This is a genomic window from Micromonospora lutea, assembly GCF_016863535.1.
GTDB classification, from domain to species: domain Bacteria; phylum Actinomycetota; class Actinomycetes; order Mycobacteriales; family Micromonosporaceae; genus Micromonospora; species Micromonospora lutea.
In genome coordinates, this window is sequence record NZ_BOPB01000014.1 from 202,026 (window position 1) to 226,609 (window position 24,584).

At 71.3% G+C, this 24,584-nt stretch carries 25 protein-coding genes; 10 read left to right on the plus strand and 15 right to left on the minus strand.

Features of this window, described 5'->3' with window-relative positions; genetic code table 11:
• Nucleotides 1-41 precede the first annotated feature (41 nt).
• Nucleotides 42-2,651 carry a glycoside hydrolase family 9 protein gene (locus Vlu01_RS15985; protein ID WP_203999822.1) on the minus strand — a complete coding sequence of 870 codons (2,610 nt, stop codon included), beginning with the start codon at nucleotides 2,649-2,651 and terminating at the stop codon, nucleotides 42-44.
• Between the two features lie 218 nt (nucleotides 2,652-2,869).
• On the opposite strand from Vlu01_RS15985, the gene Vlu01_RS15990 reads away from it, so the two are divergent.
• Nucleotides 2,870-3,598 carry a PP2C family protein-serine/threonine phosphatase gene (locus Vlu01_RS15990; RefSeq protein WP_203999825.1) on the plus strand — a complete coding sequence of 243 codons (729 nt, stop codon included), beginning with the start codon at nucleotides 2,870-2,872 and terminating at the stop codon, nucleotides 3,596-3,598.
• Nucleotides 3,599-3,617: 19 nt separating this feature from the next.
• Here the strand turns inward: Vlu01_RS15990 and hrpB are convergent, their stop codons facing one another.
• The 3 genes from hrpB to Vlu01_RS16005 form a co-directional block, all read right to left on the minus strand.
• Nucleotides 3,618-6,200, minus strand: a complete 2,583-nt coding sequence (hrpB, locus tag Vlu01_RS15995) for an ATP-dependent helicase HrpB (protein ID WP_204000080.1) — start codon at nucleotides 6,198-6,200, stop codon at nucleotides 3,618-3,620.
• Between the two features lie 387 nt (nucleotides 6,201-6,587).
• Nucleotides 6,588-6,779, minus strand: coding sequence for a DUF397 domain-containing protein (locus Vlu01_RS16000; protein ID WP_203999828.1), 192 nt, complete (start codon nucleotides 6,777-6,779; stop codon nucleotides 6,588-6,590).
• Nucleotides 6,780-6,823: 44 nt separating this feature from the next.
• Nucleotides 6,824-7,666: a helix-turn-helix domain-containing protein gene (locus Vlu01_RS16005; RefSeq protein WP_203999830.1), complete on the minus strand. Its 843-nt coding sequence runs from the start codon at nucleotides 7,664-7,666 to the stop codon at nucleotides 6,824-6,826.
• A 141-nt stretch (nucleotides 7,667-7,807) separates the two neighbouring features.
• Here Vlu01_RS16005 and Vlu01_RS16010 point away from each other — a divergent pair, with 141 nt between their 5' ends.
• From Vlu01_RS16010 to Vlu01_RS16020, 3 genes are read left to right on the plus strand one after another with little or no spacing between them, the layout of a single operon-like run.
• Nucleotides 7,808-8,434 carry a GOLPH3/VPS74 family protein gene (locus Vlu01_RS16010; RefSeq protein WP_203999832.1) on the plus strand — a complete coding sequence of 209 codons (627 nt, stop codon included), beginning with the start codon at nucleotides 7,808-7,810 and terminating at the stop codon, nucleotides 8,432-8,434.
• Nucleotides 8,435-8,470: 36 nt separating this feature from the next.
• The gene (locus tag Vlu01_RS16015) at nucleotides 8,471-9,994 is read left to right on the plus strand and encodes an APC family permease (RefSeq protein ID WP_203999834.1); all 1,524 of its coding nucleotides are present in this window, start codon (nucleotides 8,471-8,473) and stop codon (nucleotides 9,992-9,994) included.
• On the plus strand, nucleotides 9,991-10,584 hold the full coding sequence (locus Vlu01_RS16020) for a GNAT family N-acetyltransferase (RefSeq protein ID WP_203999836.1): 594 nt from the start codon (nucleotides 9,991-9,993) through the stop codon (nucleotides 10,582-10,584). The genes Vlu01_RS16015 and Vlu01_RS16020 overlap by 4 nt, the downstream gene beginning before the upstream one ends.
• Nucleotides 10,585-10,644: 60 nt before the next feature.
• Here the strand turns inward: Vlu01_RS16020 and Vlu01_RS16025 are convergent, their stop codons facing one another.
• Nucleotides 10,645-11,469, minus strand: a complete 825-nt coding sequence (locus tag Vlu01_RS16025; protein WP_203999838.1) for a SigB/SigF/SigG family RNA polymerase sigma factor — start codon at nucleotides 11,467-11,469, stop codon at nucleotides 10,645-10,647.
• 391 nt (nucleotides 11,470-11,860) lie between these two features.
• Between Vlu01_RS16025 and Vlu01_RS16030 the strand changes: the two genes are divergently transcribed.
• Nucleotides 11,861-12,595, plus strand: a complete 735-nt coding sequence (locus tag Vlu01_RS16030) for an acetoacetate decarboxylase family protein (protein ID WP_203999840.1) — start codon at nucleotides 11,861-11,863, stop codon at nucleotides 12,593-12,595.
• A 112-nt stretch (nucleotides 12,596-12,707) separates the two neighbouring features.
• On the plus strand, nucleotides 12,708-12,836 hold the full coding sequence (locus Vlu01_RS27795) for a hypothetical protein (RefSeq protein ID WP_275409349.1): 129 nt from the start codon (nucleotides 12,708-12,710) through the stop codon (nucleotides 12,834-12,836).
• A 49-nt stretch (nucleotides 12,837-12,885) separates the two neighbouring features.
• Here the strand turns inward: Vlu01_RS27795 and Vlu01_RS16035 are convergent, their stop codons facing one another.
• Nucleotides 12,886-13,872 (minus strand): pirin family protein, encoded by a 987-nt coding sequence (locus Vlu01_RS16035; RefSeq protein ID WP_203999843.1) that lies wholly within the window; start codon nucleotides 13,870-13,872, stop codon nucleotides 12,886-12,888.
• A 10-nt stretch (nucleotides 13,873-13,882) separates the two neighbouring features.
• On the minus strand, nucleotides 13,883-14,365 hold the full coding sequence (locus tag Vlu01_RS16040; protein WP_373307407.1) for a MarR family winged helix-turn-helix transcriptional regulator: 483 nt from the start codon (nucleotides 14,363-14,365) through the stop codon (nucleotides 13,883-13,885).
• Between the two features lie 184 nt (nucleotides 14,366-14,549).
• Between Vlu01_RS16040 and Vlu01_RS16045 the strand changes: the two genes are divergently transcribed.
• Nucleotides 14,550-15,071 (plus strand): GNAT family N-acetyltransferase, encoded by a 522-nt coding sequence (locus Vlu01_RS16045; protein ID WP_203999849.1) that lies wholly within the window; start codon nucleotides 14,550-14,552, stop codon nucleotides 15,069-15,071.
• Nucleotides 15,072-15,165: 94 nt separating this feature from the next.
• On the opposite strand, the gene Vlu01_RS16050 is transcribed toward Vlu01_RS16045, so the two are convergent.
• Both Vlu01_RS16050 and Vlu01_RS16055 read right to left on the minus strand, forming a co-directional pair.
• Nucleotides 15,166-15,636, minus strand: coding sequence for a general stress protein (locus tag Vlu01_RS16050; RefSeq protein ID WP_373307408.1), 471 nt, complete (start codon nucleotides 15,634-15,636; stop codon nucleotides 15,166-15,168).
• A gap of 304 nt (nucleotides 15,637-15,940) precedes the next feature.
• On the minus strand, nucleotides 15,941-17,338 hold the full coding sequence (locus Vlu01_RS16055) for a glycoside hydrolase family 6 protein (RefSeq protein ID WP_203999855.1): 1,398 nt from the start codon (nucleotides 17,336-17,338) through the stop codon (nucleotides 15,941-15,943).
• 180 nt (nucleotides 17,339-17,518) lie between these two features.
• On the opposite strand from Vlu01_RS16055, the gene Vlu01_RS16060 reads away from it, so the two are divergent.
• Entirely contained in the window at nucleotides 17,519-18,460 is a 942-nt protein-coding gene (locus tag Vlu01_RS16060) for an NAD(P)/FAD-dependent oxidoreductase (protein WP_204000086.1), read from the plus strand.
• Nucleotides 18,461-18,533: 73 nt separating this feature from the next.
• Here the strand turns inward: Vlu01_RS16060 and Vlu01_RS16065 are convergent, their stop codons facing one another.
• Entirely contained in the window at nucleotides 18,534-20,663 is a 2,130-nt protein-coding gene (locus Vlu01_RS16065; RefSeq protein WP_203999858.1) for an ATP-binding SpoIIE family protein phosphatase, read from the minus strand.
• A gap of 189 nt (nucleotides 20,664-20,852) precedes the next feature.
• Here Vlu01_RS16065 and Vlu01_RS16070 point away from each other — a divergent pair, with 189 nt between their 5' ends.
• Nucleotides 20,853-21,713 carry a mechanosensitive ion channel family protein gene (locus Vlu01_RS16070; RefSeq protein ID WP_203999861.1) on the plus strand — a complete coding sequence of 287 codons (861 nt, stop codon included), beginning with the start codon at nucleotides 20,853-20,855 and terminating at the stop codon, nucleotides 21,711-21,713.
• Between the two features lie 64 nt (nucleotides 21,714-21,777).
• On the opposite strand, the gene Vlu01_RS16075 is transcribed toward Vlu01_RS16070, so the two are convergent.
• On the minus strand, nucleotides 21,778-22,152 hold the full coding sequence (locus Vlu01_RS16075) for a DUF6401 family natural product biosynthesis protein (RefSeq protein WP_203999863.1): 375 nt from the start codon (nucleotides 22,150-22,152) through the stop codon (nucleotides 21,778-21,780).
• Nucleotides 22,153-22,311: 159 nt separating this feature from the next.
• Here Vlu01_RS16075 and Vlu01_RS16080 point away from each other — a divergent pair, with 159 nt between their 5' ends.
• Nucleotides 22,312-22,758, plus strand: coding sequence for a hypothetical protein (locus tag Vlu01_RS16080; RefSeq protein WP_203999866.1), 447 nt, complete (start codon nucleotides 22,312-22,314; stop codon nucleotides 22,756-22,758).
• A gap of 32 nt (nucleotides 22,759-22,790) precedes the next feature.
• On the opposite strand, the gene Vlu01_RS27595 is transcribed toward Vlu01_RS16080, so the two are convergent.
• The 4 genes from Vlu01_RS27595 to Vlu01_RS16100 all read right to left on the minus strand — a co-directional run bounded on the left by Vlu01_RS27595 (nucleotide 22,791) and on the right by Vlu01_RS16100 (nucleotide 24,548).
• Nucleotides 22,791-23,180 carry a hypothetical protein gene (locus Vlu01_RS27595; RefSeq protein WP_239095927.1) on the minus strand — a complete coding sequence of 130 codons (390 nt, stop codon included), beginning with the start codon at nucleotides 23,178-23,180 and terminating at the stop codon, nucleotides 22,791-22,793.
• Between the two features lie 27 nt (nucleotides 23,181-23,207).
• A complete protein-coding gene (locus tag Vlu01_RS16090; protein WP_203999868.1) occupies nucleotides 23,208-23,465 on the minus strand; it encodes a hypothetical protein in 258 nt (85 codons plus the stop codon).
• A 159-nt stretch (nucleotides 23,466-23,624) separates the two neighbouring features.
• The gene (locus Vlu01_RS16095; protein WP_203999870.1) at nucleotides 23,625-24,086 is read right to left on the minus strand and encodes an SRPBCC family protein; all 462 of its coding nucleotides are present in this window, start codon (nucleotides 24,084-24,086) and stop codon (nucleotides 23,625-23,627) included.
• A gap of 45 nt (nucleotides 24,087-24,131) precedes the next feature.
• The gene (locus Vlu01_RS16100) at nucleotides 24,132-24,548 is read right to left on the minus strand and encodes a DUF2795 domain-containing protein (protein WP_203999872.1); all 417 of its coding nucleotides are present in this window, start codon (nucleotides 24,546-24,548) and stop codon (nucleotides 24,132-24,134) included.
• Nucleotides 24,549-24,584: the final 36 nt, after the last annotated feature.

Consider the following 24,584-nt stretch of genomic DNA (forward strand, 5'->3'; position numbering starts at 1 on the left):
CCGGGTGGGGTGCCGGTCGCCGACGGCACCCCACCCGGGGATCAGGACACGGTGCAGGCTGCGCCGTTGACCGTGACCAGGTTGGGGGCGGGGTTTGCGAGGCCACCGGTGGTGGCGTTGAAGCCGAACATCACCGAGCCGCCCGGGTTGATCCGCGAGTTGTACGACTCGCTCTTCGCGGTCACCGTCGCCCCGGACTGCGTCACGTTGGCCATCCACGCCTCGCGCACCTTGGCGTCACCGGTGAAGGCGAACCGGGCGGTCCAGCCGTTCACCGTGGCGGTGCCGGTGTTGCGGATGTTCACCTGGGCGGTGAAGCCGGTGTCACCCTGCCACGGACCGTAGTTGGTGTACGACACCGTGCAGGTGGGTGCCGGTACCGCAGCGGAGTCACCCTGGTCGGCCACGAACGAGGCAAGCCAGGCCAGCGCCGAGTTCCAGTTGATCGCCACCTCGTTGGTGGAGTACGAGGCGATGTCGTCGACGAAGCAGAACATCGGCGCGCAGCCCTCGAGCAACTGCTCCACGAACGGGTCCTGGAGGGCGGCGTTCGGGCCACCGGCGATCGAGCCGGCGGGCGGCTTCGGCATGCTCGGGTCGAGCTGGAAACCGAAGATCCGGCTGTGCTGGTTCTCCGCCGCGTGCTCGCCCCACCCGGTGACGTACGAGATGTTCAGCGCGTTGCGGCCGAGGATGTAGTCCATCGTCTGCACCGCGCCGTCACGGTACTTCGCGGCTCCGGTCAGATCGAACGCGGTGGCCAGCACGACGGCGTTGTTGATGATGGCGCCGTTGCCGCCCCAGAAGTAGCTACCCGGGTCACCGGGCATGGGCAGCCCGTACGCCTGCCGGCCGATCTCGGCGAGGTAGCCGTCGGCGGCGGTGGTGACCGACGCGCGGATCCGGGCCAGCTCGGCGGCCGGCAACCCGTTCGGCACGGTCGCCAGGTCGAGGCGGCCCAGCGCGGCCACGCTCTGCCAGCCGAAGCCACGGACGTCGAAGACGTCACCGGTGTGGTGCGGCGAGGCGGTCAGGTCGGTCAGGTAGCTGCGCTGACCGGTGGTCAGGTACAGCTCGGCGGCCGCCCAGTAGAACTCGTCGGTGAGGTTGGTGTCGTCGTACGGGCCACCGCCGTTGCCGGTCGACGGCGCGTACCGGGCCGGGTTGGCCTTGGCCGCCGCGTACGCGGTCTTCGCCGCACTGCCGCAGCGCTGCGCGAACTCCTTGTCGTACGGGGCGAACAGCCGGGCACACTGGGCGGCCACGGCGGCCAGGTTCAGGGTGGCGGCGGTGGACGGCGGGTGCAGCTCGCGCGGCTCCGGGTCGTCCTCCGGCTGCATCGGCAGGCCGGTCCAGTTCCGGTCGTGGATCTTGTGGTGGGCCATCCCGGCCAGCGGCTTGCCGGCCGGCACCTGCATCCGCATCAGGAACTCCAGCTCCCAGCGGGCCTCGTCGAGGATGTCCGGCACCCCGTTGTCCCGCTCGGGCAGCCGCAGCGTGCCGTCGCCGAGGTCGGCGCCGAATCCGGCCGTGGCGGCGTTCTTGGTCCGCTCGAAGGCGCTCAGCAGCTGGTAGGTGGCGATACCGCCGTTGACCACGTACTTGCCGTGGTCACCCGCGTCGTACCAGCCGCCGCGCACGTCGAGGCGGTAGTCGCAGGCTCCGGCGGCACAGGGCACGTTGGTGTCACCCTGGTTCGGGGCCACGTCCAGGTGACCGGCGGGGCGGGCGTACTCCTCGCCAACCAGGTCACCGTCGATGGCGATGCCGCTGCGCTGGATGTAGAAGAACTGCAACGCGTCCGACCGCAGTTGGTCGTAGAGCGTGCCGGAGATGTCGAACGGGTGGCTGACCTCGCCGTCCACGGCCAGCGTCAAGCCCCGACCCGGGGTGCGGTACGACGAGAAGTCCAGCGTGTGCACGTTCTGCGCCGATGCCTGGTCGACGCCGCGCGGCGTGGTGGTGCCGCTGGCCAGCACGGCACCGGAGGCGGCGTGCAGCTTCCAGGGCAGCGCCTCGGTGGCCTCGGTGACCACGGTGGCGTTCTTCGGCCCGCCGGGCAGGTAGCCGACCTGGTTCACCCGAACCCGGGGGCCGGTGTCCGGCACGTACGGCTCGGGTGGGTTGCCGCCGCGCAGCGAGATGTTGTCCAGGCAGATGGTCCGCGGCTCGGCGCTACCGCCGACCTGGAAGATCAGCTGGGCGCGATCGTCGTCGGTCGAGGCGACGAAGGTCCGCTCGACGCGCTGCTGGGTCGGCGTCGCGGCGGCCGTGACCGAGTAGTAGCCGGTGTAGGGCTCGCTGCCGAGTTGCAGCACGGCGGCCACCGGGCCACCGGGGGTGGAGGTGACGTCGAAGCCGAGGGTGTACTCGGCGCCGGCGATCAGCGGCAGCGCGTCGTGGCCGATGCCGGCGTCCCAGGGGTTGACCAGGCCGCCGGCCACGGTGGCGCAGAGTTGACCGTCGACCACGCCGAGGGTGTTGGTGCCATAGGAGAACCAGGGCGACGAGCCGTCGCTGAAATCACCGTTGCGGATCTGCTCAGGTGCGTCGGCGGGTGGATCGGCGAAAGCGGTGCCGGCACTAACGCCGACCAGCGCCACGGCGGTCGCCGCGGCGAGCACCGCGAGACGACGTCGGGATGGCGTCACGGGGGAGTCCTTCCGACGAGCGGGACGGAACTGGCGAAGTGGGGTATGAACCTGGGAGCGCTCCCAGGTATCGGGCATGTTTCCAGGACACGCAGGACATGTCAATCGATCGCATCCGATGGGGTTCACCTTCACCTACAGTGAGATTCGCCGCGCCACGCCGCGTGGTCCCGATCTCCTAGAGACAACCGAGCCCTACTCCTGGCAGGCTGCGTGCCATGACCCTGAAGCTGCGTTCCGCCGGGACGAGCGACCGTGGGCTGATCCGCAGCGGAAACCAGGACGCGTTGCACTCCGGCACCTGGCTGGTCGCCGTCGCCGACGGCATGGGCGGCATGGCCGCCGGAGACCTCGCCAGCGCCATCGCGATCGGGTCGGTGGCCCCGCTGGACGTGGAGACGCCGGAGGACGCGCTGGTCGCCGCGCTGCAGAACGGCATCCAGGTCGCCACCGAGCGGATCCGCCAAGCGGTCGCCGAGGATCCCCAGCGGCAGGGCATGGGCACCACACTGACCGCGCTGCTGTTCGCGCGTACCGGTAGCTGCCTGGCGCTGGCCCACGTGGGTGACTCCCGGGCCTACCTGTTCCGCGATGGCGTGCTCAAGCAGATCACCCGGGACGACACCTTCGTACAGATGCTCGTCGACCAGGGGCTGATCACTGCGGACCAGGCCGGCAACCATCCCCGTCGGGCGGTGGTGACGCAGGCGTTGCAGGGCGACGAGGTTTCCCCGACGTACGCCACCATGGTGCCCCGGGCCGGCGACCGCTGGCTGCTGTGCAGCGACGGCTTGTCCAACGTGGTACGCGCCGACACCCTGGCCGAGGTGCTGGCCGGCCAGCCGGATCGGGACGCCTGCGGGCGCACACTCATCGATCTGGCGCTCCAAGCCGGCGGGCCCGACAACATCACCGTCGTCATCGCCGACGTGGTCGACGAAGCCTGACCTGCGGTACGCGTTCCGACTATCGCCGACGGCCGCTGTGCCGGGTCGGCGTGGCCGTGGTGGGGTCCTCCGGCCAGGCATGGCGTGGATAGCGTCCGCGCAGCTCGGCGCGGACCTGGCGGTAGCCGGAACGCCAGAACGAGGCGAGGTCGGCCGTGACCGCCACCGGTCGCCCGGCAGGGGAGAGCAGGTGCAGCAGCACCGGTATCCGACCGCCGCCGACGCGGGGCGCCTCCGGCCAGCCGAAGGCCTCCTGGAGTCGGACCGCGAGGACTGGCGCTGCCGGGTCGGTGTAGTCGACCCGGATCCTTGAACCGCTGGGCACCGCGATCCGCTCCGGCGCCAACTCGTCCAGCCGCCCGGCCAGCGACCAGGGCAGCAGCCGGCGTAGCGCATCGACCACGTCGACCCGGCCCAGGTCGGCCCGGCGTCGAGCGTGGGCCAGCTCCGGCCCCAACCAGTTCGGCGCGTCGGCCAGCAGCGCCTCGTCGGAGACGTCGGGCCAGTCGTCGCCGAGCGCGTACCGGCAGAACGCCAGCCGCTCGCGCAGCGTCCTGGCCGATGGCGTCCAGGTCAGCAGGTCGAGGCCGGTGTCGCGCAGCCCGGTCAGCAGGGCAGCGGCCACCTCGTCCCGGTCGGGACGAGCCAGGGGGCGGTCGACCAATTCGATCGCCCCCAACCGGAGCACCTCCCTGGCCACCACGTCCCCACCCGACCAGCCGATCTCACGCTCCCTGCGCAGCAGGGAGCTGGCCACCTCGCGGGCGGTGACCTCGTCCAGGGCGGCGGCGAGCCGGATCCGGGCGGCCGGTGCGCCGGGAGCACGGTCGGCCACCGCGACGGCCAGCCACTCGACGCCCACCAGCCCCGACCCGGGCGTCAGCTCCGCGGCGGTCCCACCACTCATCAGGTACGCCGAACCGCCCGGCCGCCGCACCCGGGCCAGCCGTTCCGGGTACGCCAGTCCGACCAGCAGCCCGGCGGCGAGGTCGTCGGGCAACCACACCGGTTGCTCGTCAGCCGCCCGCCGTCCACCCCGCTCGTCCGGTGTTGCTCGCTCGTCTGGTGTTGTCCGCTCGTCTGGTGTCGTCCGCTTGGCCGGTGGCAGGGCGGCGCGCAGCCGGCGTACCTCCGCACGCCAGCGTGCGGTGGCGGCCGGGTCGGTACCGGCGCGCAACCGACGCCAGGCGGCACCGAGATCATCACCGGAACCGACCACGGTCGACTCGGCGAGCAGGGCCACCACCTGCGCGGCACGATCGGCACCCACCCGGTCGGCCCCGTCGAGCAGGGCCCGGGCGAGCCGGGGATGCGCTCCGGCGGCGACGACCGCGCGGCCCCGGTCGGTGATCCGCCCCTCCGCGTCCAGCGCGCCGAGAGCGGTCAGCGTCTCGGACGCCACCGTCATCGCCGCCACCGGAGGTGGGTCGGGCAGGGCGAGCCCGGCCCCACCGGGGGCACCCCAGGCGGCAAGCTCAAGGGCGAACCCGGTCAGGTCGGCAGTGGCGATCTCCGGTTCCGGCTGCGCGGGCAGCCGCTCGTGCACCCCCGATGACCAGCAGCGATATACCTGTCCGGGTGCCTCCCGACCGGCCCGACCGGCCCGCTGGGTGGCCGCCGCCCGGGACACCGGCACGGTGACCAGCGAGCCCAGCCCTCGGGCTAGGTCCAGCCGTGCCACCCGGGACAGGCCCGCGTCCACCACCGTCCGCACGCCCGGCACGGTCAGGCTGCTCTCCGCCACCGCCGTGGCCAGTACCACCCGCCGTCGCTCTCCCGGCCGCAGTGCGGCGTCCTGCTCGACGCCGCTCTGCCGACCGTGCAGGCGCAGGACGTCGACGCCGTCGCGCAGGTCGGACAGCCGGCCGGCGACGGCAGCGATCTCGCCCACGCCGGGCAGGAAGACGAGCAGATCGCCCTCCTGCTCGCCCAGGGCCCGCCGGACGGTGGCGGCGACATGGTCGAGCAGGGCCCGGTCCACCGGCCCCGCGCCGGGCGGTGGCACCGGTCGAGGCGGTGGCGCCCAGATGCGGGTCACCGAATGCAGCGCCGATGCTGCCCGAACGACCGGCGCTGGCACCGTGCCGCCGACCAGGGCGGCGAAGCGGTCCGCCTCCGGGGTCGCCGACATGGCCAGCAGCCACAGTTCGGGCCGTAGCGCCGCCCGGGACTCCACGCTGAACGCGAGCGCCAGATCGGCGTCGAGCTGACGCTCGTGGATCTCGTCGAGCAGCACCGCGTCGACCCCGGCCAACTCCGGATCGTGTTGCAACCGGCGGACCAGCAGGCCGGTGGTGACCACCTCCACCCGGGTACGAGGTCCTACCCGCCGCTCACCCCGAACGGCGTAGCCGACCCGATCACCGACCGGCTCGCCGAGCAGGGCTGCCATCCGTCGAGCAGCGGCCCGGGCGGCCACCCGGCGAGGCTGGGCGACAACCACCCGCCCGGCCACCGCGTCGGCCACGGCGAGTGGAGCGAGCGTGGTCTTACCGGTGCCCGGCGGGGCGACCAGGACCGCGCTGCCAGCGGACTCCAGCGCCGCCACCAGCGCCGGCAGCGCCGGCCGGACCGGCAGCTCAATAGGCACGTCGGAGAGCACGGCCCAGTCTCGCACCCGCCCCGGAGGCGTGCTGGTGACGCGGGTCGGCCCGGCTGCCGGCCAGGTCGGCGTCCGGACGAAAGGATGCGGTCGTCACGTCCTGTAGCCGCACCTCGGACCTGCGTCCTACCTCTCTCGTCCTTTGCTCTGCTTCAACCCACGCAACGACTACTGTCCGCGTTGGCTGGTCGACTGCGAGCTTCGATCATGCGTTGACGACGGCGCAGCTCAGCGGGGGAGTGCGTGGGTTGAAGCAGAGCAAAGGAGGGAAGTGGGGACATGGGTGGGGTGGGGCTGCGCTACGGACAGCGACACTCGGGGGGTGCTGAGTGCTGGTAGCGAACAGTGACGGTGTCGGTATTGGTGACGAAGACTCTGGTTGCTCTGTCAGTGACTGTGGACACTGGTGACGAAGGTGCGCCAAGCCGACAGCGAAAAGGTCAGCACCGGGCCGTGGCGGTCCTTGCTGTCCCGCACCGCAACCCCACCGTCCATGGTGGCCACCTCGACGCAGTTGCCGTTGCCCACGCTGCGCGTGCTGGTGCGCCACTCCGCCCGGGACAGGTCGAGCGCGGTCATCGCGATCCCCTTCATCGTTACCGAAAGTGACCGCCATGCAGCGGTCACGTAAAGTAGCGAGAAGCTTCCTTCAGGCGGATCAGGGACGCCGCTGGATCGAGTGCCAGAGTGCACAGCCTCTCGTGCACAAGGCTATACGAGCGCACCTGCGTGGCCTCTTCCAGTGCCAGGCCCATGGAGAGATTTTCCAGGTAGACGACGGCCGCATCGGCCGTGTCGGCGAAGGTGAGGATCACGTACGGCGAGTTCATCGCCGGATGTCCACCGGCCTCGAAGGGAAGTACCTGGATCGTTACGTTCGGTAGTCCAGCGACGGCTTCCAGGTGGGCCATCTGGCCTGCCATGACGCGACGATCGCTGACAGGGCGTAGCAGTACCGCCTCGTTGAGCACCACCGACAGCTCCACCGGAGCATTGCCGCGCAGCACGTCCTGCCGGCGTAACCGGGCAGCCACCTTACGGTCCAGATCCGACTCGCCGGCGGTGAGCCGGTACACCTCGCGGGCGTACGCCTCGGTCTGCAGGAGGCCGGGCACCGCCTCGGCCTCGTACGTGCGCAGGGTGGCCGCCTCGGCCTCCAGCCCGACGTAGAACTCGAACCAGTCCGGGAGCACATCGCTGTAGTGCTGCCACCAGCCACGTTGCTGGGCACCTCGGGCGATCTCGATGAGGGCCTCGGCATCGTTGCCGGTGACCTGGTACAGCGCGAGGGCGGCTCGCACGTCACGTGGCTTGATGCCGATCTGGGCGTTCTCGATGCGCGACAGGTTGCTTTTGGACATGTCCAGCTGCCGGGCGGCGACATCCAGGGTCATTCCGGAACGTTCCCGCAACTGGCGCAGTTCGCGGGCGATACGGCGGCGTCGGACGGTGGGGCTCGCGGTCACCCTCCGAGTCTGTCACGGGAAAAGGCGCAGGTCGCACCGCCACGGAGTGCAACTGGCCAAAACGGGAGTTGCGTTGCAGTTGCTCTCGGTGCATCCTTGCCCGGTTAGCGATCACTTTGGACGGCCGGCTCGGGAGGACGTGTGCTCACCGCCGACGAGTTCTTTCTGATCGCGCACAACGACAATCGGGGCAAGGCGAAGCTGCACCCGGCGGCGACCGGCCTCGGGCTGGCCGGCGGGCTCCTCAGCGAGCTCGTCCTCTATGGACATATCACGGTCGCCGCCGGCCAGGTCGCCGTGATCGACCGCCGGCCTCCGGCTGACGCGTTGGCGCACACCGTGTTGGACCAACTGGTCGGCGAGGCACAACACCAGTCGGTACGGACCTGGCTCAGCTTCCTCGCCCAGACCTCGGTGACATCGGTGGGGGAGCGGCTGTCGCGGGCCGGCGTGCTGCGACGGCAGGAGACCCGACGGCTGCTGCGGACCACCGTCACCTACCAGCCGATCGACGTCAACGTCGTGGCCTGGCCGGCCACCCGGTTGCGGGCGCTGCTGGAGCGCGCCGAGCCGCCCAGCGTGCCTGACGCGTTGCTGCTCGGGTTGGTCACCGCCGCCGGACTGACCCGAGAGGTGCTGTGGAGCGCCGGTCCGCGCGCACATCACCGGCTCAACCTGATCATCCCGGCGCTGCCCGACCCGCTGAAGGAACTCGTGGCGCACACCGAGGCTGCCGTGGGCGCGGCGGTGCTGCGCGGCGCCCCCTGACCCGGTACACCCCTTCCCCTCAGACCGGAGCGGTACATGTCCTCGACAGCGACAACCGAACGACCGAGCAACGTCTCCGAGGCGCTGGCCCGTGGCCGGCTCGGTGTCCCCTCAGTGATCTTCTTCGTCCTTTCCGCGGCGGCACCGCTGACCGTGGTCGCCGGCGTGGTCACCACCGGCTACGGGGTCATCGGAGTGCTCGGCATTCCACTGGCCTTCCTGGCGGTGGCCGCGGTCCTCGCGGTGTTCTCCGTCGGCTACGTGGCGATGGCCCGCCGGATGGCCAACGCCGGTGCCTTCTACGCATACGTGGCCCGTGGGTTGGGGCGCCCGGCCGGGGTGGGCACGGCCTGGGTGGCCCTGATCGCCTACAACGCCCTTCAGGTCGGGCTCTACGGGACCATCGGCGCGGCGGCCGCACCCGTGCTGGACCGGCTGTTCGGCATCGCGCCCCAGTGGTGGATCGTGGCCCTGGTGGCGTGGGCGCTGGTGGCGATGCTCGGCCTGCTCCGGGTGGACATCAACGGCATGGTGCTGGCGGCGCTGCTCTGCGCCGAGATCGCCATCATCGTCGTGTTCGACCTCGGCCAGCTGGGCAACCCGGCCGGCGGCAGCGTGAGCTTCGCCGCCTTCTCACCGGACAACTTCTTCGTGTCCGGGCTCGGCGCGGTGCTGGTGCTGGCGATCCTCGGCTTCGTCGGGTTCGAGGCGGCGGTGGTCTTCAGCGAGGAGAGCAAGGACCCGAAGCGTACGGTGCCGATGGCCACCTACCTGTCCGTGGTGATCATCGCGGTGGTCTATGCGCTCTCCTCGTGGAGCATGACGGTGGCGGTCGGGCCGGACCGCATCGTCGAAGAGGCGGGCGCGCAGAGCGTTGAACTCATCTTCAACCTGGCCGGAGCACACCTGGGTGACACGGTCCTGGCCGTCGGGCAGGCGCTCTTCCTGACCTCGGTGCTGGCCGCCATGATCTCGTTCCACAACACCACCGCGCGCTACACCTTCGCGTTGGGCCGGGAGCGGGTGCTGCCCGCGGTGTTCGGGCGGACCTCGCCGACCACCGGCGCGCCCCGGGCCGCCTCGCTGGCGCAGAGCGCGCTCGGCCTGCTGGTGATCATCCTGTACGCGGTGAACGGCTGGGACCCGGTCCTCCAGTTGTTCTTCTGGCTGGGCACCAGCGGTGGGTTCGGTGTGCTGCTGATGATCGCCACCACTGCGGTCGCGATCATCGCGTACTTCGCCCGCAGTGGTGAGCGGGAGACGCTGTGGCGACGGTTGATCGCCCCCAGCATCGCGGTGATCGCGCTGGTCGCGATCATCGTCCTGGCGGTGCAGAACTTCGCCAACCTGCTCGGCGTCGAGCCGGACTCGCCGCTGCGCTGGGCGATACCCGCGGCGTACCCGGTGGCGGCGGTGCTGGGTGGATTGTGGGGCCTGTCGCTGCGGCGCCGGCGCCCTGACACGTACGCCCGGATCGGGCTGGGCGCGGAGAGCGCGGCGGCCGTCGTGGCTCCCTCGCCGGTCACCGATCCGACGCCGACGGTGGGGGTGCGGCGATGACCCGGTCGGAGATCGGCCGGCTCGGCACGGACGACGCCCGCTGGGTCGCCGAGCGGATCGCCGAATCGTTCCTGGTGCTGGACGCGACCCGGTGGCTGGTGCCCGACGAGTCCAAGCGGGAGCCGGTGCTGGCCGGGAACTTCGAGATCATCGTGCGCCACGCGCTGCGGCATGGTCTGGTCTTCGGCACCGACGATCGGGCCGGGGTGGCGGTCTGGCTGCCGTCGGTCGGCGAACCGCTGCCGCCGCCGGAGAACTACGACGCTCGGTTGGCCGCGGCCTGCGGGGAGTGGACCCCGAACTTCGTGCGGCTGGACGAGTTGTTCGAGGCCAACCATCCGCACGCCGATCATCACCACCTGGCGCTGCTGGCCGTGCGTCCGGACCGCCAGGGCCAGGGTGTCGGCACGGCGCTGCTGCGCCACCATCATGCCTGGCTGGACGCCAACGGCATGCCGGCGTACCTGGAGGCGAGCAGCGATGTCAGCCGGGACCTGTACGCGCGGCACGGCTACCGGGTCGCCGAGCCGTTCCGGCTGCCCGACGGTACGCCGTTCTGGCCGATGTGGCGGGAGCCCGTTGGCGGCTGAGGCGGTAACCAGACACTGGGGGCCGGGTCCGACGGACCCGGCCCCCAGCGCCACCCCCTGCTAGTACGTACCGTCGAGCTGCCCCCGCAGCTTCGTCAGGGCCCGGGCCAGCAGCCGGGACACATGCATCTGCGAGACGCCGATCTGCTCCGCGATCTGCGACTGCGTCAGGTTGCCGTAGAACCGCAGCGTCAGGATCTTCTGCTCACGCTCGTCAAGCGTGGCCAGCGCCGGGCCCAGCGCGACCCGCAGCTCGGCCAGCTCGAACTCGCTGTCCTCGCCGCCGAGCATGTCGCCCAGCTCGGTCGCGCGGTCACCGTCGCCGGTCGGGGTGGACAGCGACACCGCGTTGTACGCGCGGGCGCCCTCCAGGCCTTCCAGCACCTCTTCCTCGGTGAGCTTCAGGTGGGCGGCGATGTCGGCGACCGTCGGGGAACGGCCCAGGGTCTGCAGCAGGGTGCTGTTGGCGTCGGAGATCGCCAGCCGCAGCTCCTGCAACCGGCGGGGTACGCGGATGTCCCACGTCCGGTCGCGGAAGTGCCGCTTCAGCTCACCGATGATGGTGGGGATCGCGTAGCCGGCGAAGTCGACCCCGCGGGAGGGGTCGAACTTGTCGATGGCCTTGATGAGCCCGACAGCAGCGGTCTGTGCGAGATCGTCGGTGGGCTCGCCGCGACCGCTGTAGCGGTGGGCGAGGTGGTTGGCCAGTGGCAGCCAGGCCTCGATCGCCCGCTCGCGCAGCGCGTCCCGGGAGGGGTGCCCGGCCGGCAGCGCGGCCATGGCGTTCAGTAGCTCGGCGGCGCTGTCGGTGAGCGCCCGTGGGTCGAGCTTGGCGGCCGGGGTCGCCTGGGTGGTTGCCGGCTCGGTGATCGTTGGCGCGGTCATGGTGGTCCTCCCTGCACCTCGTCCGCGGATATAGACGTGACGCTTTGGTTGGTTCTGTTAGTACGTTCGGGAGACACCTTAGCCCGATCGTCTCCAGGAAATCTAGCCGAACGGACGATGTACTTAAGTTATTTATCTTCCGAAAAGCCATAAATCGGTACACGGCAGCGCGGCCGGGCTCGGTGAATCCTCATGGAACCGGCGTCCTGACGGCCGATCGGGCCACTCGGGGATGCCCGAACGTCGCTCGCCGCCGGGTCGCACGATGGCACGCAGGCGTCGAACGGACGATGCCGACGGCTTGTGGCAGCACGAGTGTCACCAATCCGTCGTTGTCCCGTGGACGGGACCGGGCTTAGCGTCGCGGGGTACATCCTGATCCGGAGGTGCCGTGCTCGATCCTGCCGTTCCACACCTCGTCGTGAACTGCCGCACGCTGTACTTCAGCTGGCTGCCGGCAGACCCGGACGCGGTGGCGGCGCTGGTCCCTGCGGGGCTGCGGCCCCACCCGGACCGGGAGGTCTTCATGAACCAGTACGTGGTGGACGACGAGAGCCAGACCTCCGGCTTCGGCTCCTACTCCCTGACCTACATCGGGGTCACGCTGGTCGGCATGGATGCCCCGGACGGGGTGACCCCGGGGGGTTGGTGGACCCACTACGTCAGCTCCAGCGAGCGGGTACGCGGCTACGCCGTGGCCCGAGGCGCCCCGGCCCTGCCGGGCTGCACCAGCATCACCGAGCAGGGCGACACGATCGTCACCGAGACCGCCATCGAGGGTCTGCCGGTGATCCGGGCCCAGGTGCGGGTCGGTGACACCGGGCACGCCATGCACAACGGCCACCACCGTTACCTGACCGAGCTGCACGGTCAACTGGTCAGCAGCATCTATCCGGTGATCGCCGAACCATCCACCGCGTTCGAGATCGAATCGGTGGAGTTCCTCGATCCGGATCACCCGGTGTACGCGCTGCGCCCGGAAAATCCGCTCACCATCGCCTGGGGCTACTACTCGCCGCGTTCCTCGTTCGCGTACCCCGGTGGGCTGACGGTACTCGGCGAACTGGAACCGGGCTGGCCGGCGCCGGACCGCTGGTCGCGCAGCGGTCTGCCGTCGAGGCCGTAGCACCGATCAGATCCGCGCGGCGAGGTTTCCACCGGCCCGTTCGGGTAAGTCAGACACCGGGTTGGCGCGTTCCGGTGACTGACCCTCACCCCGAGCAGGGAGGAGCCGCAGCATGTCCGGCGAGCCGACGAACTCCGCGACCGAACACCGCGAGCAGGCGGTGGAGGGCGAGCGGGGGGCGCTGTTGACCGTACTGGTGATGGTCCTGCTCGGCCTGGCCGGCATCTTCGCCGTCTCCTGAGCCGGGCGGGCGGCCCCGGAAACCGGAGCCGCCCCGCTTTCCTCGGTGGTCAGGGACGCTCGCCCTGGCCGTCGGTGTGCGGCAGCCGCGCTGCCGGGATCACGCCGAGTCGTCCGGCCTGGAAGTCGTCGAACGCCTGGATCAGCTCGTCGCGGGTGTTCATCACGAACGGCCCGTAGTGCGCCACCGGCTCCCGGATCGGCAGACCGCCCATGATGTACAGATCCAGCGTCGGGGTGCGGCTGTCCTGGCGGGCGTTGGCCCTGAACCGCAACGCGTCACCTGGCCCGTGCACGGCCAACTGCCCGGTCCGTACGCCCCGCCCGTTCGCGCCGACGGTGCCTCGACCGCCGAGCACGTACACCAGCGCGTTGAAGTCGGGCCGCCAGGGCAGGTCGACCTGTGCCCCGGGCTCCACCGTCACGTGGCTGACGGTGATCGGGGTGTACGTGGAGCCGGGCCCCTGGTGGCCGGCTATCTCACCGGCGATCACCCGGATCAGCGCGCCGCCGTCCGGGGTGGTCAGCAGGGCCGCCTGGTTGCCCCGGATGTCCTGGTACTTCGGTGAGCTCATCTTGGCGGCCCGGGGCAGGTTGACCCACAGCTGGGTGCCGTGGAACAACCCACCGCTGACCACCAGGTGCTCCGGCGGGGCCTCGATGTGCAGGAGACCACTGCCGGCGGTCATCCACTGGGTGTCGCCGTTGGTGATCGTGCCACCACCGCCGTGACTGTCCTGGTGGTCGAAGATCCCGTCGATGATGTAGGTGACGGTCTCGAAGCCGCGGTGGGGGTGCCAGGAGGTGCCCTTCGGCTCGCCGGGGGCATAGTCCACCTCGCCCATCTGGTCGAGCATGATGAACGGGTCCAACTCGCTCATCGGCACCCCGGCGAAGGCCTTGCGCACCGGGAAGCCCTCGCCCTCGAAGCCGCTGGGCGCGGTGGTGAGCCGGCGAACCGGCCGGAACGTGGTGGACTCGTCGAGCCGGGGTAGCCGGGGCAGGACGAGGACGTTGTCGACGGTGATGGCGGGCATCGGGGCTCCTTCAGTCGTCGCCGGGCATGGTGGCGAGGGTGGCGTCGCCGCCGTCGGCCTCTCGCAGCCGTCGGCCGAGCCGGGTGAAGATCCTGGTCAGGCAGGCGACCTCGGCGTCGTCGAGATCGTCCATGAGATGGGTACGCACGGAATGCAGGTGGTGCGGTGCGGCCTCCCGCAGCGCCAGCAGCCCGGCGGCGGTCAGGACCGCCTCGCTGCCCCGCCTGTCCTGGGGACAGGGCTGCCGGGCGACCAGGCCACGCCGCTGCATGGTGGAGATCTGATAGGTCAGCCGGCTGGGTGAGAAGACCAGGCGGTCGGCCAGCTCGCCCATCCGCAGCCGGTGCCCGGGAACTTCGGAGAGCAGCACCAGCACGTGGTAGTCGGCGAAGCTGAGCCCGCTGGCAGCGCGCAGGTCGTCCTCCAGCCGGGTGAACAACCGCTGGCTGGCCTCGATGTAGGTCCGCCAGGCGGCTGGGCGGTCGCGGTCCATGCTCTCGGTCACGCCGCCACAGTAGCACCTACTTAAAATTTGAACAACAATGTCGTGCGCTGGTCAACCCGATGTTCCGGAGGAATCTGAGGTGGAGTGTTGAAGCTTTGAAAGAGTGGCGGGGAGGGGTCACCCGGGCGGGCCCGGTGGGCGCCCGGTGCGGGTGGTGTGAGACTCTGCCGCCGTGGAACTGAGCGCTCCTGGCCTGCTGCTGCGTCCCTGGCGGGAGGCGGACGCACCCGCCGTGCTGGAGGCCTGGCGTGATCCGGCCATCGCCCAGTGGAATCCGCAGGGCGACCCGCTCGACCTCGATGCCGCGCTGCGCTGGCTACGGTGGCGCGCCGACTGGTCGAGTGGTGGCCACGTGTCGTTGGCGGCGGCCGATCCGACCGACCCGGAAGTCCTGCTCGGCTCGGTCTCGCTGCACCGTATTCACGCCGGCGACGCCTCGATCGGTTACTGGACCGTGGCTGCCGCGCGTGGCCGAGGAGTCGCCACGGCGGCGGTCGTGCGGCTCACCGAGTGGGCCTTCGCCGACCGCGGACTGGAGCGGATCGAACTCTGTCACGCGGTGGCCAACGCCGCGTCCTGTCGGGTCGCCGAGCGTGCCGGCTTCCGAGCCGAGGGCACCCTGCGGCAGTCGCACCGCTACGGCGACGGCCGCCGCTACGACGAGCACCTGCACGCCCGCCTCGCCACCGACTGAATCGAGGGCGGGTGGCCCTTGGCCTTCGAGGGCGCGCGCACCCACCTACACCGGGCGGCCCCATCCGGGCCGCCCGGTCGCGGTGTCGACGGCGTCAGGCCGTCGCCTGCGGCGCGCGCCCACCCAGGTTCAGCCGGGCCAGCAGTTGACGGGCCTGGTCGGCCACGTCGGCCTCCACGGTGACCGCGTACTGGTTGGCCCGCAGTGAACTGGCGGAGGTGAAGTCCCGCTGCCCGCCCGTCATCGTGTGCGCGATGGCTCCGAAGACGGCACCCCAGATCGCGCCGATGACCAGACCCGCGAGGATCACCGCCACCCAGTTCCCGACGGTGAAGATGCCGAACAGCAGGCCGATGAGCAGTCCGAACCAGGCCCCCGTACCGGCCCCGATCAGTGCGGCGCGGACGGTGGTCATCCGGCCCAGCACGGTCTCCACCAGGGTCAGGTCGGTGCCGATGATGGCGGTGCGTTCGACCGGGAACCGGTTGTCGGCGAGGTGGTCCACCACCCGCTGGGCGGCCGGATAGTCCGGAAACGCGCCGATCGTCACGGTCGGTGGCCCGATCGGTGGTCCGTTACCGTCGCCGCTGGGCGCGGTGGGACGGCCGCCGGGGCCCGACGGGAGGGTGCCGCCGCCGGTCATACCCGGCTGCCAGGCCGAGGGGTTCGACTGTGTGGTCATTGGTCTCCTCCTTCGTCACCGGTCGCCTTCCCGCGTCGGCGCGGCGGTAACACCCCCGGTGGGTCGGGCTGGCGGCCCTGGCGTCGACCGCGTCCAGCGCCCCCGACGAACCAGCGCCGAGCGGACAGGGACGGGCCCCCGACGCTGCCGCTACGGGCGGTGTCGGGGGCCCAGTCGGATCTGTCGATCAGGAGCAGGCGGTGCCGTTCAGGCTGTAACCGCTCGGCGCGGACAGGCTGCTGCCGCTGTAGGTGCCCTGGAAACCGACGCTGAGCGTGCCGCCGCTGGGCAGATTGCCGTTCCAGGCCGCGTTGCGCACCGTGATCTGGTTGCCGGACTGGCTCCAGTCACCGTTCCAGCCGTTGCTCAGCTGTACCCCGGAGGCGACCGTGAACGTGAGGTTCCAGCTGTTCAGCGCCGCGCCTCGGTTGGTCACCCGGATCTCGGCGGTGAAACCACCGGTCCACGTGTTCGGAGTGAACGTCACCGAGCAGCCGCCGCCGGGCGGGTTGGAGGTCGGCGGAGCGGTCGTCGGCGGAGCGGTGGTCGGCGGAGCGGTGGTCGGCGGGGCGGTGGTCGGCGGGGCGGTGGTCGGCGGCGCCGTGGTCGGCACCGGACCGGCCGCGATGGCCAGGTCGTACGCGCGCTGCGGGACGAACTGACCCGCGGCCGCGATGCAACCGTCCGCCTCGCCCGGCAGCTTCACCCAGAGGAACGCGTCGATGGCGGAGTCACCCGTGTTCGTGGTGCTCGGGGTGCCGATCGCCCGCCCCGGCGGGTCGCACCACTCGGAGCCGGCCGGACCGTTGCCGTTGCGGCTGGTGTCGATGACCGCCTTGAGTCGGGAGTTGCCGGTGGCCGCGATGATCTGCTTGGCGTAGGAGACCTCGTCGGCGGTGCGCCGGTAGTTCGACACGTTCACCGAGATGCCGTCGGCGCTGTTGGCGATGTCGGCCGCGTTCAGCCGGGCCGCGGCCTCTCCGGCGGAGAGCCAGCCGCCGTGGCCGATGTCGTAGTAGACCTTCGCCGCCGACGAGCCCCGCTTGAGCGCCTTGCCGGCGTACGCCATCGAGGCCCGCACCTCGGCCTGCTGGCTCTCGTTCATGCAGCTGGTCATGATCGGGAGCACGTCGGGCTCCAGGATGATGCTGGCCGGGCGGCCACCGAGGCCCGCGGCGACCTGGTCCACCCACTGCCGGTAGGCCGAGTGGTTGGGCGCGCCACCCGCGCTGTGGTTGCTGCAGTCCCGGTTGGGGATGTTGTAGACCACCAGAATCGGGATCTTGCCGGCGGCGGCTGCCGCGCCGACGAAGGAGTCCACCTCGGCGCGTACGGTCGAGGTGTTGGTGGTGGTGTACCACCGTGGCTGGGGGACGCTGGCGATCCGGTCCCGGATCACGGCGGTCTTGGAGTCGTTCGGGTTGGCCGCCACCCAGCGGGCGGCGCTGGTCTGCGGGTCGACGTAGAAGGCGGAGTCGGCTGCCGCGGCGGGCGCGGGGCGCAGCGCGCCCACGCCGACGCTACCGGCCACGGTCAGTGCCGTCGCCACGGCGCCGACCAGAGCGAACGTGCTTCGGGTTCTCATGGTCTGCTCCTCGTACCCATCGAAGAAAGTGCGTGGAAGCGCTCCCACATGTCCGACAAGGTACGGGCCGATTGCCGGCTTGTGAAGACCTTCCGGAACTATCCGACGACTGCGGGGCCGCGACGCCAGCCCACGGCGGTCGGCCCCTACGATCATGGGATGCGTGGTTACCGCTCCGGCGTGGTGGTGATCGGTGCCGGCATCGCCGGCGTGGCGTGCGCCCGGGAGCTGCGGGAAGCCGGTGTTCCGGTGCAGATCCGGGAACGGGGACGGGTGGCCGGCGGACGGATGGCCAGCCGACGCTTCGACGGCCGCCCCGCCGACCTCGGCGCGGCCTACCTGACGGTGAGCGACCCCGAATTCGCCGAGGTGGTCCGCGGCTGGCAGGCCGCCGGCCTGGCGCACGAGTGGACCGACACCTTCGTCGCGTACGACGGTGGGGGCCGCCGCGAGGTCCGCGGGCCGATGCGGTGGGCGGCACCGCGTGGATTGCGTTCGTTGGTGGAACATCTCGCCCGGGACCTGCCGGTAGTGGTGAACCGGCTGGTGCTCGGTGTCGGACCGGGGCCGACGGTGGACGGCGAGGACTGCGCGGCGGTGGTGTTGGCGATGCCCGGGCCGCAGGCCGCGCTGCTGCTCGACCCGGAACTCGTCGCGGCCACCGAGGCGGTAAGCCGGCAGCGGTGGTCGCCGACACTGGCGGCGGTGCTGCGGTTTCCGAGCCGGCGGTGGACCGACTTCCGGGGCGCGTTCGTCAACGACCATTCCCTGCTCAGTCTGGTCTGCGACGACGGCGACCGGCGTGGCGACGGCGCTGCGGTCCTGGTCGCCCACACCACCGACACGTTCGCGACCGGGCACCTGGCTCAACCCACCGCGGCCGGGCCGGAGATCGAGGCGGCGGTACGCGACCTGCTCGCCCTGGCCGACCGGGCGGAGCACGTGCATGTCCACCGGTGGACGTACGCCAAACCGGCCGACCACGGTGGTCCGGACACCGGCTTCCACCTCGACGACGACGGCATCGGGCTGGCCGGGGACGCGTTCGGCGAACCTCGGGTGCAGACCGCCTGGCGCTCCGGCCGTGACCTCGGCCGGGCCCTGGCCCGCCGGCTGACCTGACCCGGCGGCCCTACCGTCGCGTCGGCCGGCGCTGTCCGCCGCGCCACCGTCGTCGCCCGAGGGCAGCGTCGAGTTACGTCGGGGGGAGCAGGATCTCGAACCAGACCGTCGAGCCCCGGACGGTGGGGTCGGTGCCCCAGGCGTCGCTCAGCTCCTCGATCAGACCCAACCCGCGTCCCCGGCTGCTCAGGGTCTCCGTACGGGCCCGGGTGACCGTGCCCCGGGAGCCCGAGTCGGCCACCGACACGAGCAGGCGCTCGGGGCTCAGGTCGACCTCCACCCGGGCGTCCGTGCCCGCGTGCAGCAACGCGTTGGTGGTCAGCTCGCTGGTGCACAGCACCGCCGCGCCGATCACCGATTCGGCGACGCCCCACTCGGTGAGCTGAGCGGTCATCCAGTGCCGCACCCGGCCCGGCGCGGTTGGCTCGGCTGGCACCTCCATCCGTGCTGACCGGCTCGGACGGACCGCGTACTCGACGGCGAGCACCGCCACGTCGTCCTCGGTCGCGCCGGGTACGGCCGCGGAGGCCACCGCGCACAACGACCTCGGATCGCCACTGGGCGCCCCGGCCACCGACTCCGCCAGGCGGGCCAGGCCGTCGGACAGCCCACGCCGGCGTCGTTCCACCACACCGTCGCTGAACAGCAGCAGCGTGTCGCCCGGGGAGAACGCGACGGTACGCGTCGCGGCGCGGTAGCCGACCCCCAACGGGGCACCGGAGGGCACGTCGACGAACTCGGCCCTCGGCTCACCCGCCGGTGAACAACGACGCACCAGCGGCGCCGGATGCCCGGCGCTGGCCAGGGTCAGTTCCTCGCGCTCGACGTCGATGACGCCGAACGCCACGGTGACGAACAACTCGTACGTGCCGGCCTCGGCGCCGAGGCTGCCCACCAGGCGGTCGAGCCCGGTGAGCACTCGGTCGGGGCGGGGATCGTTGAGCGCCAGCGCCCGCAGCGCGGCGCGCACCTGGCCCATCCGGGCGGCGGCCTGCACGTCGTGACCGGCCACGTCACCGAGGACCACACCCAACCTGCCGGTGGGTAGTAAGAACGCGTCGTAGAAGTCGCCGCCCGCGGCGTTGCCGTCCACCCCCGGGTCGTACCGCGCGGCGATCCGCAGGCGGGGCAGGACCGGCAGGTTCTCCGGCAGCATGCTGCGTTGCAGCAGTTGGGCGGTGCCGTGCTGGGTCTCGAAGCGGCGGGCCCGCTCGGCAGCCTGCCCGATCAGCTCCGCCGAGGCCGCCAACAGCGCCCGATCGGCGGCGGACCACGGATGCGGGGAGCGGTAGCCGACGGTCAGTCCGCCCCGGACCACCGTGGCCCGCAGTGGTACCGCTGCCAGGGCCCGGATCTTCTGGTCGTGGCGGTCGACCGCGATCTCGTGCAACGGCTCGCCGTCGTCGATGAAGTTGGCCTGCCCGCTGCGGGCGCTCACCACCGATGGCGCGGACCAGTCGGTCGAACCGCGCCGCCACAGCGGGGGCAGCCGCTCGTCCGCCTCGTCCACCAACTCGCCCCGGACCCGCCGGACCATCCGCCACCCGCTGCCACCACCGCCGTCGTCCATCACGAAGGAGACCCGGTCGGCGTCGAACGAGGTGATCGCGTAGCGCAGGGCGACCCGTGCCACGTCGTCCAGGGTGAGGGTGCCGGAGAGCACCGCGGCGAAATCGCTGAGGCCCTGCAGCTGGCGGGTGGCCGGGCTGGTCTCGTTCACCACGGCCAGGACGCCGACGACCCGGCCACGGCTGTCGCGTACGGGGGAGCAGGCCCGGGTGTAGACGGGCTGTTCGAGTGCGGTGGCGGCCCGGTGCAGCGGGAGCGGAATCTCCTTGTCCAGCAGGGGGGCACCGGTCCGATAGGCGCGCTCGATGACGTCGCCGACCCCCGGGCGCTGCCAGACCTCGGCGAAAACCTCTGCGGCGGGCCGCCCCACGGCGTCCGGATGTCGATCGCCGATCAGTGCGGCGTACGCCTCGTTGTAGAGCAGCAGCAGCTCCGCGCCGAGGTGCAGGGCCATCGGGGCCGGAGAGGCGAGGACCACCTCGGTGGCCGCCCGCACGGCGGGATCCCACGACTCGTACGGGCCGAGCGCTGTGGCACCCCACCGGGGGTGGCTGGCGACGGTCTCCGCGCCCGGCACCGCCGTGCCCGGCAGAGGGCCTGCTGGCGTGGGTACTCGCCCGACCGTTCCTGGCATGAAGGCAGCCTAGTCCGCCCGCTCGACCGGACGTTTCCGATCATCGCCTGGGCATGTCGGGCCGGGACATCAGGGCAGGTCAGGACCGCTCCGATGCGACCTGTCCAGAAAAAGGGGGTGATCGCAGCGGCGTGCTGGCCGGGTGACGGGGTAAGCGCGGCGGGCAAACCATGCGACAGGAGGGACGTCATGCCGGAAACCCTCGCGGCCAGGCAGGTCAACATCGGTGACGCCGCGGCCGACATGTGGAGGTCGGTGCTGCTGTTCGTGCCCCGGGCCATCGCGTTCATCGCGATCCTCGTGGTCGGATGGCTCATCGCCAGAGCCGTGCTCAAGATCGTGGACACGGTCCTGGAACGGGTGGGGTTCGACCGAGCGGTCGAACGGGGCGGTATCAAGCGTGCCCTGGAGCGCACGCGGTACGACGCCAGTGACATCCTGGCGAGGCTCGCGTACTACGCGGTGCTGCTGTTCACCCTTCAGTTCGCCTTCGGCGTCTGGGGACCCAACGCGATCAGCGATCTGATCGCGGGCGTCGTGGCATGGCTGCCACGGGCGTTCGTGGCGATCGTCATCGTGGTGGTGGCCGCCGCGATCGCCAACGCGGTGCGGGATCTCGTCACCGGGGCACTCGGCGGGCTGTCCTACGGCCGCTTCCTGGCCGATGTGACGGCGATCTTCATCATCGCGCTGGGGGTCATCGCGGCGCTCAACCAGGTGGGCATCGCCACCACCGTCACCCAGCCCGTGCTGATCGCGGTGCTCGCCACGGTGGCCGGCATCTTGATCGTCGGCGTCGGTGGTGGTCTGGTGCGGCCGATGCAGCAACGCTGGGAAGGCTGGCTCACCCGAGCGGCCGAGGAGTCGCGGGCAATCCGCGAGCAGCGGCAGGGTGCCGAAGCCGGCCGCGGCGACATGCAGCGGCAGATGGCCGATCGCGGCGGTGCGGTCCACCCGGTCTCCCAGGGACAGGAGTCCTCGATGGCCGGGGGACGGGGTACCTACCAGTCCGGCAACGCGGGTGACGAGACCCAGCAGTTCCGTCCGTGACGGTCGGTCGCGTTGTCAATCGCTCGGAGACGGGTGTCCGCCGCATGGTGGACACCCGTCGCTCTCACAGCGGTGGCGGCTGTGGGGAGGGCGTGTCCAGCGCGGCGGTCAGCGCGCAGATCGCGAGCAGGCGCAGCATGACCCAGTCCGCCTCCACCCAGTCGATCGGGGCGTCGGCCGGCCGCCAGCCGTACTCCTCGGCAGCAGCGCACATTCCGTCGGCGTAGCCGGCGAGGGCCGCGGCGGTCAACGGCCGCCGGTCGCCGTGCAGGCTGTCGCGCACCGCGGCGGCGTGCTGGTCCACGGCGGCGAGCAACCCCGGCCGGACGGTGGCGGCGGCGAGTCCGTCGAGGCCCACGGCGTTGGCGAGGGTGACCAGACTGGACCGGGCCCAGTCGACAGCCGTGGGGGAGGTGCCCTGGTTCGACGACACGCGCATGGGGAAGAAATCTAGCCAACCCGCAGCGCCGTGACCTCGGCCGCTCGGACGGTCACGGCCTCCCCCGGCGGTGCCCGCCCGGTGGCCGAGGGGACCGAGTCGGGCGCGGCGGACCGCGGAAACCCGACGCCGCGACACGGCCAGCACCAGGAGGTACGGATGGACACCGTCGACGGACCCGACGAGCGGCACCGGCGCCCCGCCGGTGTGAGCGACGACACGGTGGCCGCCCTCGGCAAGCTCAGCGAGGCCCTGGAGTGCGTGGAACGCGCGCGTGGGCACCTCTACTCGCTGCACCAGCTCATCGGACACGCGGACCTGATGCTCGACGACGCGGTCCGGATGTTCCGCGACGCCGGACACTCCGAGATCGCCGACCGCGTCGCCGACGAGCTGATCGGCCGCAACGTCATCGCCGGCCGGTGGACGTTCCAGATCGTCGAGGATTTCGACGATGGCTACCACGCGTTGTTCCGTGACGTGGACCGGTCGGCGCGCGAGCAGTTGGTCGGTGGCCGGCGGCACCTCTACGAGGCGGAGATGAAGGAGCGCCGCCGGACGCCCGGGCGTCCAGGCCACGAGGCGCGCCCTGCTGGCGAAGCGTGACGCCTCGGCTCGGCCGAGGAGGTCGAGCGGCCCTACTCGGAGGAACGCGCGTTCGCCGGGCGACGACGTGCGGCGTCGTCGGCGATGATCACGGTCGCCACCATCAGCGCGACGCAGAGGCTGAACAGCCATGAGCTGTCATCGACCAGCCTGGCGGAAACGGGTGCCTGCACAGCGGCGAGAAGGAAGCCGAGCCATGCCAGGCGGCGCTGACGCGTGGAGAGGAAGCCGGAGCCCTGATGCATTCCGAAAGTCTTACGCGCGACGCGGCCATTGCCGTCAGCCGAACGGCCGATTCTGCCGGAGCTGTCCGAATTTATCGCCGTTCGGCTGAGCCTGTCGGTGGCCTCGGCGCAAGGTTTTCCCGAACCGTCGCTGAGCTGCTCTGACGGTGCTCCGGGTCGGTGGCGGAGCGCCACCACGAACCCGGAGGGTGATCGGTGATGATGTCAGAGCGTGTCGGGCCCGGTGCGTCCGGTGGTGGAGGGGCGGTAGGCGCGGTCGGGGTCGGTGGGCTCGCGGCCCGTGCCGGGCACCTCGCCGCCCCGATCGGCCGCCGCGGGGCCGTGCCCGAAGGCGGCTTCCTCCCCGGCGTCGTTACCGGTCACGTCGTCCGCCTGCCCGTCGAGCGTGGACCGGGCGATGGCCCGGTCCAGTTCCTCCAGCGGGAGCCGTTCCTCGTTGCGCCACGCGCTGTCCTCGGTCATGCCTTCGCGGTACCCCGGCCCGGTCGTCGCAAACGATGCGTCCCGACCCGACGGAGATCCGGGCGGCCGGTCCTTTCGTCGGCCCACCTTCCCGATTTCCGTGTTGCGCGGCGACGGCCGCCGGGCGAGCCCGGCGGCCGTCGAGGAGCTTGTCGCGGATCAGGGCTGCGGGCGGTCGACCTGCCCGCGCCAGGCGCCGGTCTCCTGACCGCGCCGCTCGATGAACGTCTTGAAGCGTTCCAGGTCGCCCTTTGCCCGGCGGTCGACCACACCGAGCTTGTCACCGGCCTTCTCCACGACCCCCTGCGGCTCGAACTCCAGCTGCAGGGTGACCCGGCTGTTGTGCTCGTCCAACCGGTGGAAGGTGACCACCCCGGCGTGTCGGGTGCCGTCGGTCGACTGCCACGCCACCCGCTCGTCGGGCAGCTGCTCGGTGATCTCGGCGTCGAACTCCCGCTTGACCCCGGCGATCTCCACGGTCCAGTGGGTCATCGTGTCGGAGAGCTGGCGAACCTCCTCCACACCCTCCATGAAATGCGGAAACTCCTCGAACTGCGTCCACTGGTCGTACGCCGTCCGCACCGGGACGGCCACGTCGACATGCTCCGTTACGCCACTCATCAGCGATCCTTTCCTGCACCCGGTCTGCGGACCGGTCCGGTCCACCTACCAGCGCGTCGTCTCGTTGGTGTGGCCAAGCGCCGCCCACACCTCGGACACCGTCTGGTACCGGGTGTCCTCGGGTAGGCGCTGCAAGGCGGCCACAATGTCGTCGGGGGCTTCGTTCTCCCGCGCGTTGGCGAGCAGTGCCGCCCGGTCGCCGGGCAGGGCGCTCATCGTGATGAACCGCCCCAGCCGGCTACGCGCCTCGACGTCCTCGGAGGTCATGCCCTGGGGCGAGCCGCTGCGCAGGTCGCCGGCCGGCGCCGTGGTGGGCTCCGGCTGGTCCTCTCCCGCAGGCTCCGGGACGCGGAACTCGTCGACCCGCGAGCCGCCCGTCCCCGGCCCCTGCACCAGGCCGCTGACCTCCTGGCTCATCTGCTCGTCGACCCTCGGTGAGTGCTTGCTGCTGCCGCGATCCATGCCTTCTGCGCTACCCGACGGGACAGCCGGTAAACC

What these genes read in the sequence shown, in the direction of transcription:
- Vlu01_RS15990 (WP_203999825.1), top strand. Translation starts at nt 2,870, where the DNA reads ATGACCCTGAAGCTGCGTTCCGCCGGGACGAGCGACCGTGGGCTGATC.
- Vlu01_RS16000 (WP_203999828.1), bottom strand. Translation starts at nt 6,779, where the DNA reads ATGACCGCGCTCGACCTGTCCCGGGCGGAGTGGCGCACCAGCACGCGC.
- Vlu01_RS16015 (WP_203999834.1), top strand. Translation starts at nt 8,471, where the DNA reads ATGTCCTCGACAGCGACAACCGAACGACCGAGCAACGTCTCCGAGGCG.
- Vlu01_RS16020 (WP_203999836.1), top strand. Translation starts at nt 9,991, where the DNA reads ATGACCCGGTCGGAGATCGGCCGGCTCGGCACGGACGACGCCCGCTGG.
- Vlu01_RS16025 (WP_203999838.1), bottom strand. Translation starts at nt 11,469, where the DNA reads ATGACCGCGCCAACGATCACCGAGCCGGCAACCACCCAGGCGACCCCG.
- Vlu01_RS27795 (WP_275409349.1), top strand. Translation starts at nt 12,708, where the DNA reads ATGTCCGGCGAGCCGACGAACTCCGCGACCGAACACCGCGAGCAGGCG.
- Vlu01_RS16035 (WP_203999843.1), bottom strand. Translation starts at nt 13,872, where the DNA reads ATGCCCGCCATCACCGTCGACAACGTCCTCGTCCTGCCCCGGCTACCC.
- Vlu01_RS16040 (WP_373307407.1), bottom strand. Translation starts at nt 14,365, where the DNA reads ATGGACCGCGACCGCCCAGCCGCCTGGCGGACCTACATCGAGGCCAGC.
- Vlu01_RS16055 (WP_203999855.1), bottom strand. Translation starts at nt 17,338, where the DNA reads ATGAGAACCCGAAGCACGTTCGCTCTGGTCGGCGCCGTGGCGACGGCA.
- Vlu01_RS16065 (WP_203999858.1), bottom strand. Translation starts at nt 20,663, where the DNA reads ATGCCAGGAACGGTCGGGCGAGTACCCACGCCAGCAGGCCCTCTGCCG.
- Vlu01_RS16070 (WP_203999861.1), top strand. Translation starts at nt 20,853, where the DNA reads ATGCCGGAAACCCTCGCGGCCAGGCAGGTCAACATCGGTGACGCCGCG.
- Vlu01_RS16075 (WP_203999863.1), bottom strand. Translation starts at nt 22,152, where the DNA reads ATGCGCGTGTCGTCGAACCAGGGCACCTCCCCCACGGCTGTCGACTGG.
- Vlu01_RS16080 (WP_203999866.1), top strand. Translation starts at nt 22,312, where the DNA reads ATGGACACCGTCGACGGACCCGACGAGCGGCACCGGCGCCCCGCCGGT.
- Vlu01_RS16090 (WP_203999868.1), bottom strand. Translation starts at nt 23,465, where the DNA reads ATGACCGAGGACAGCGCGTGGCGCAACGAGGAACGGCTCCCGCTGGAG.
- Vlu01_RS16095 (WP_203999870.1), bottom strand. Translation starts at nt 24,086, where the DNA reads ATGAGTGGCGTAACGGAGCATGTCGACGTGGCCGTCCCGGTGCGGACG.
- Vlu01_RS16100 (WP_203999872.1), bottom strand. Translation starts at nt 24,548, where the DNA reads ATGGATCGCGGCAGCAGCAAGCACTCACCGAGGGTCGACGAGCAGATG.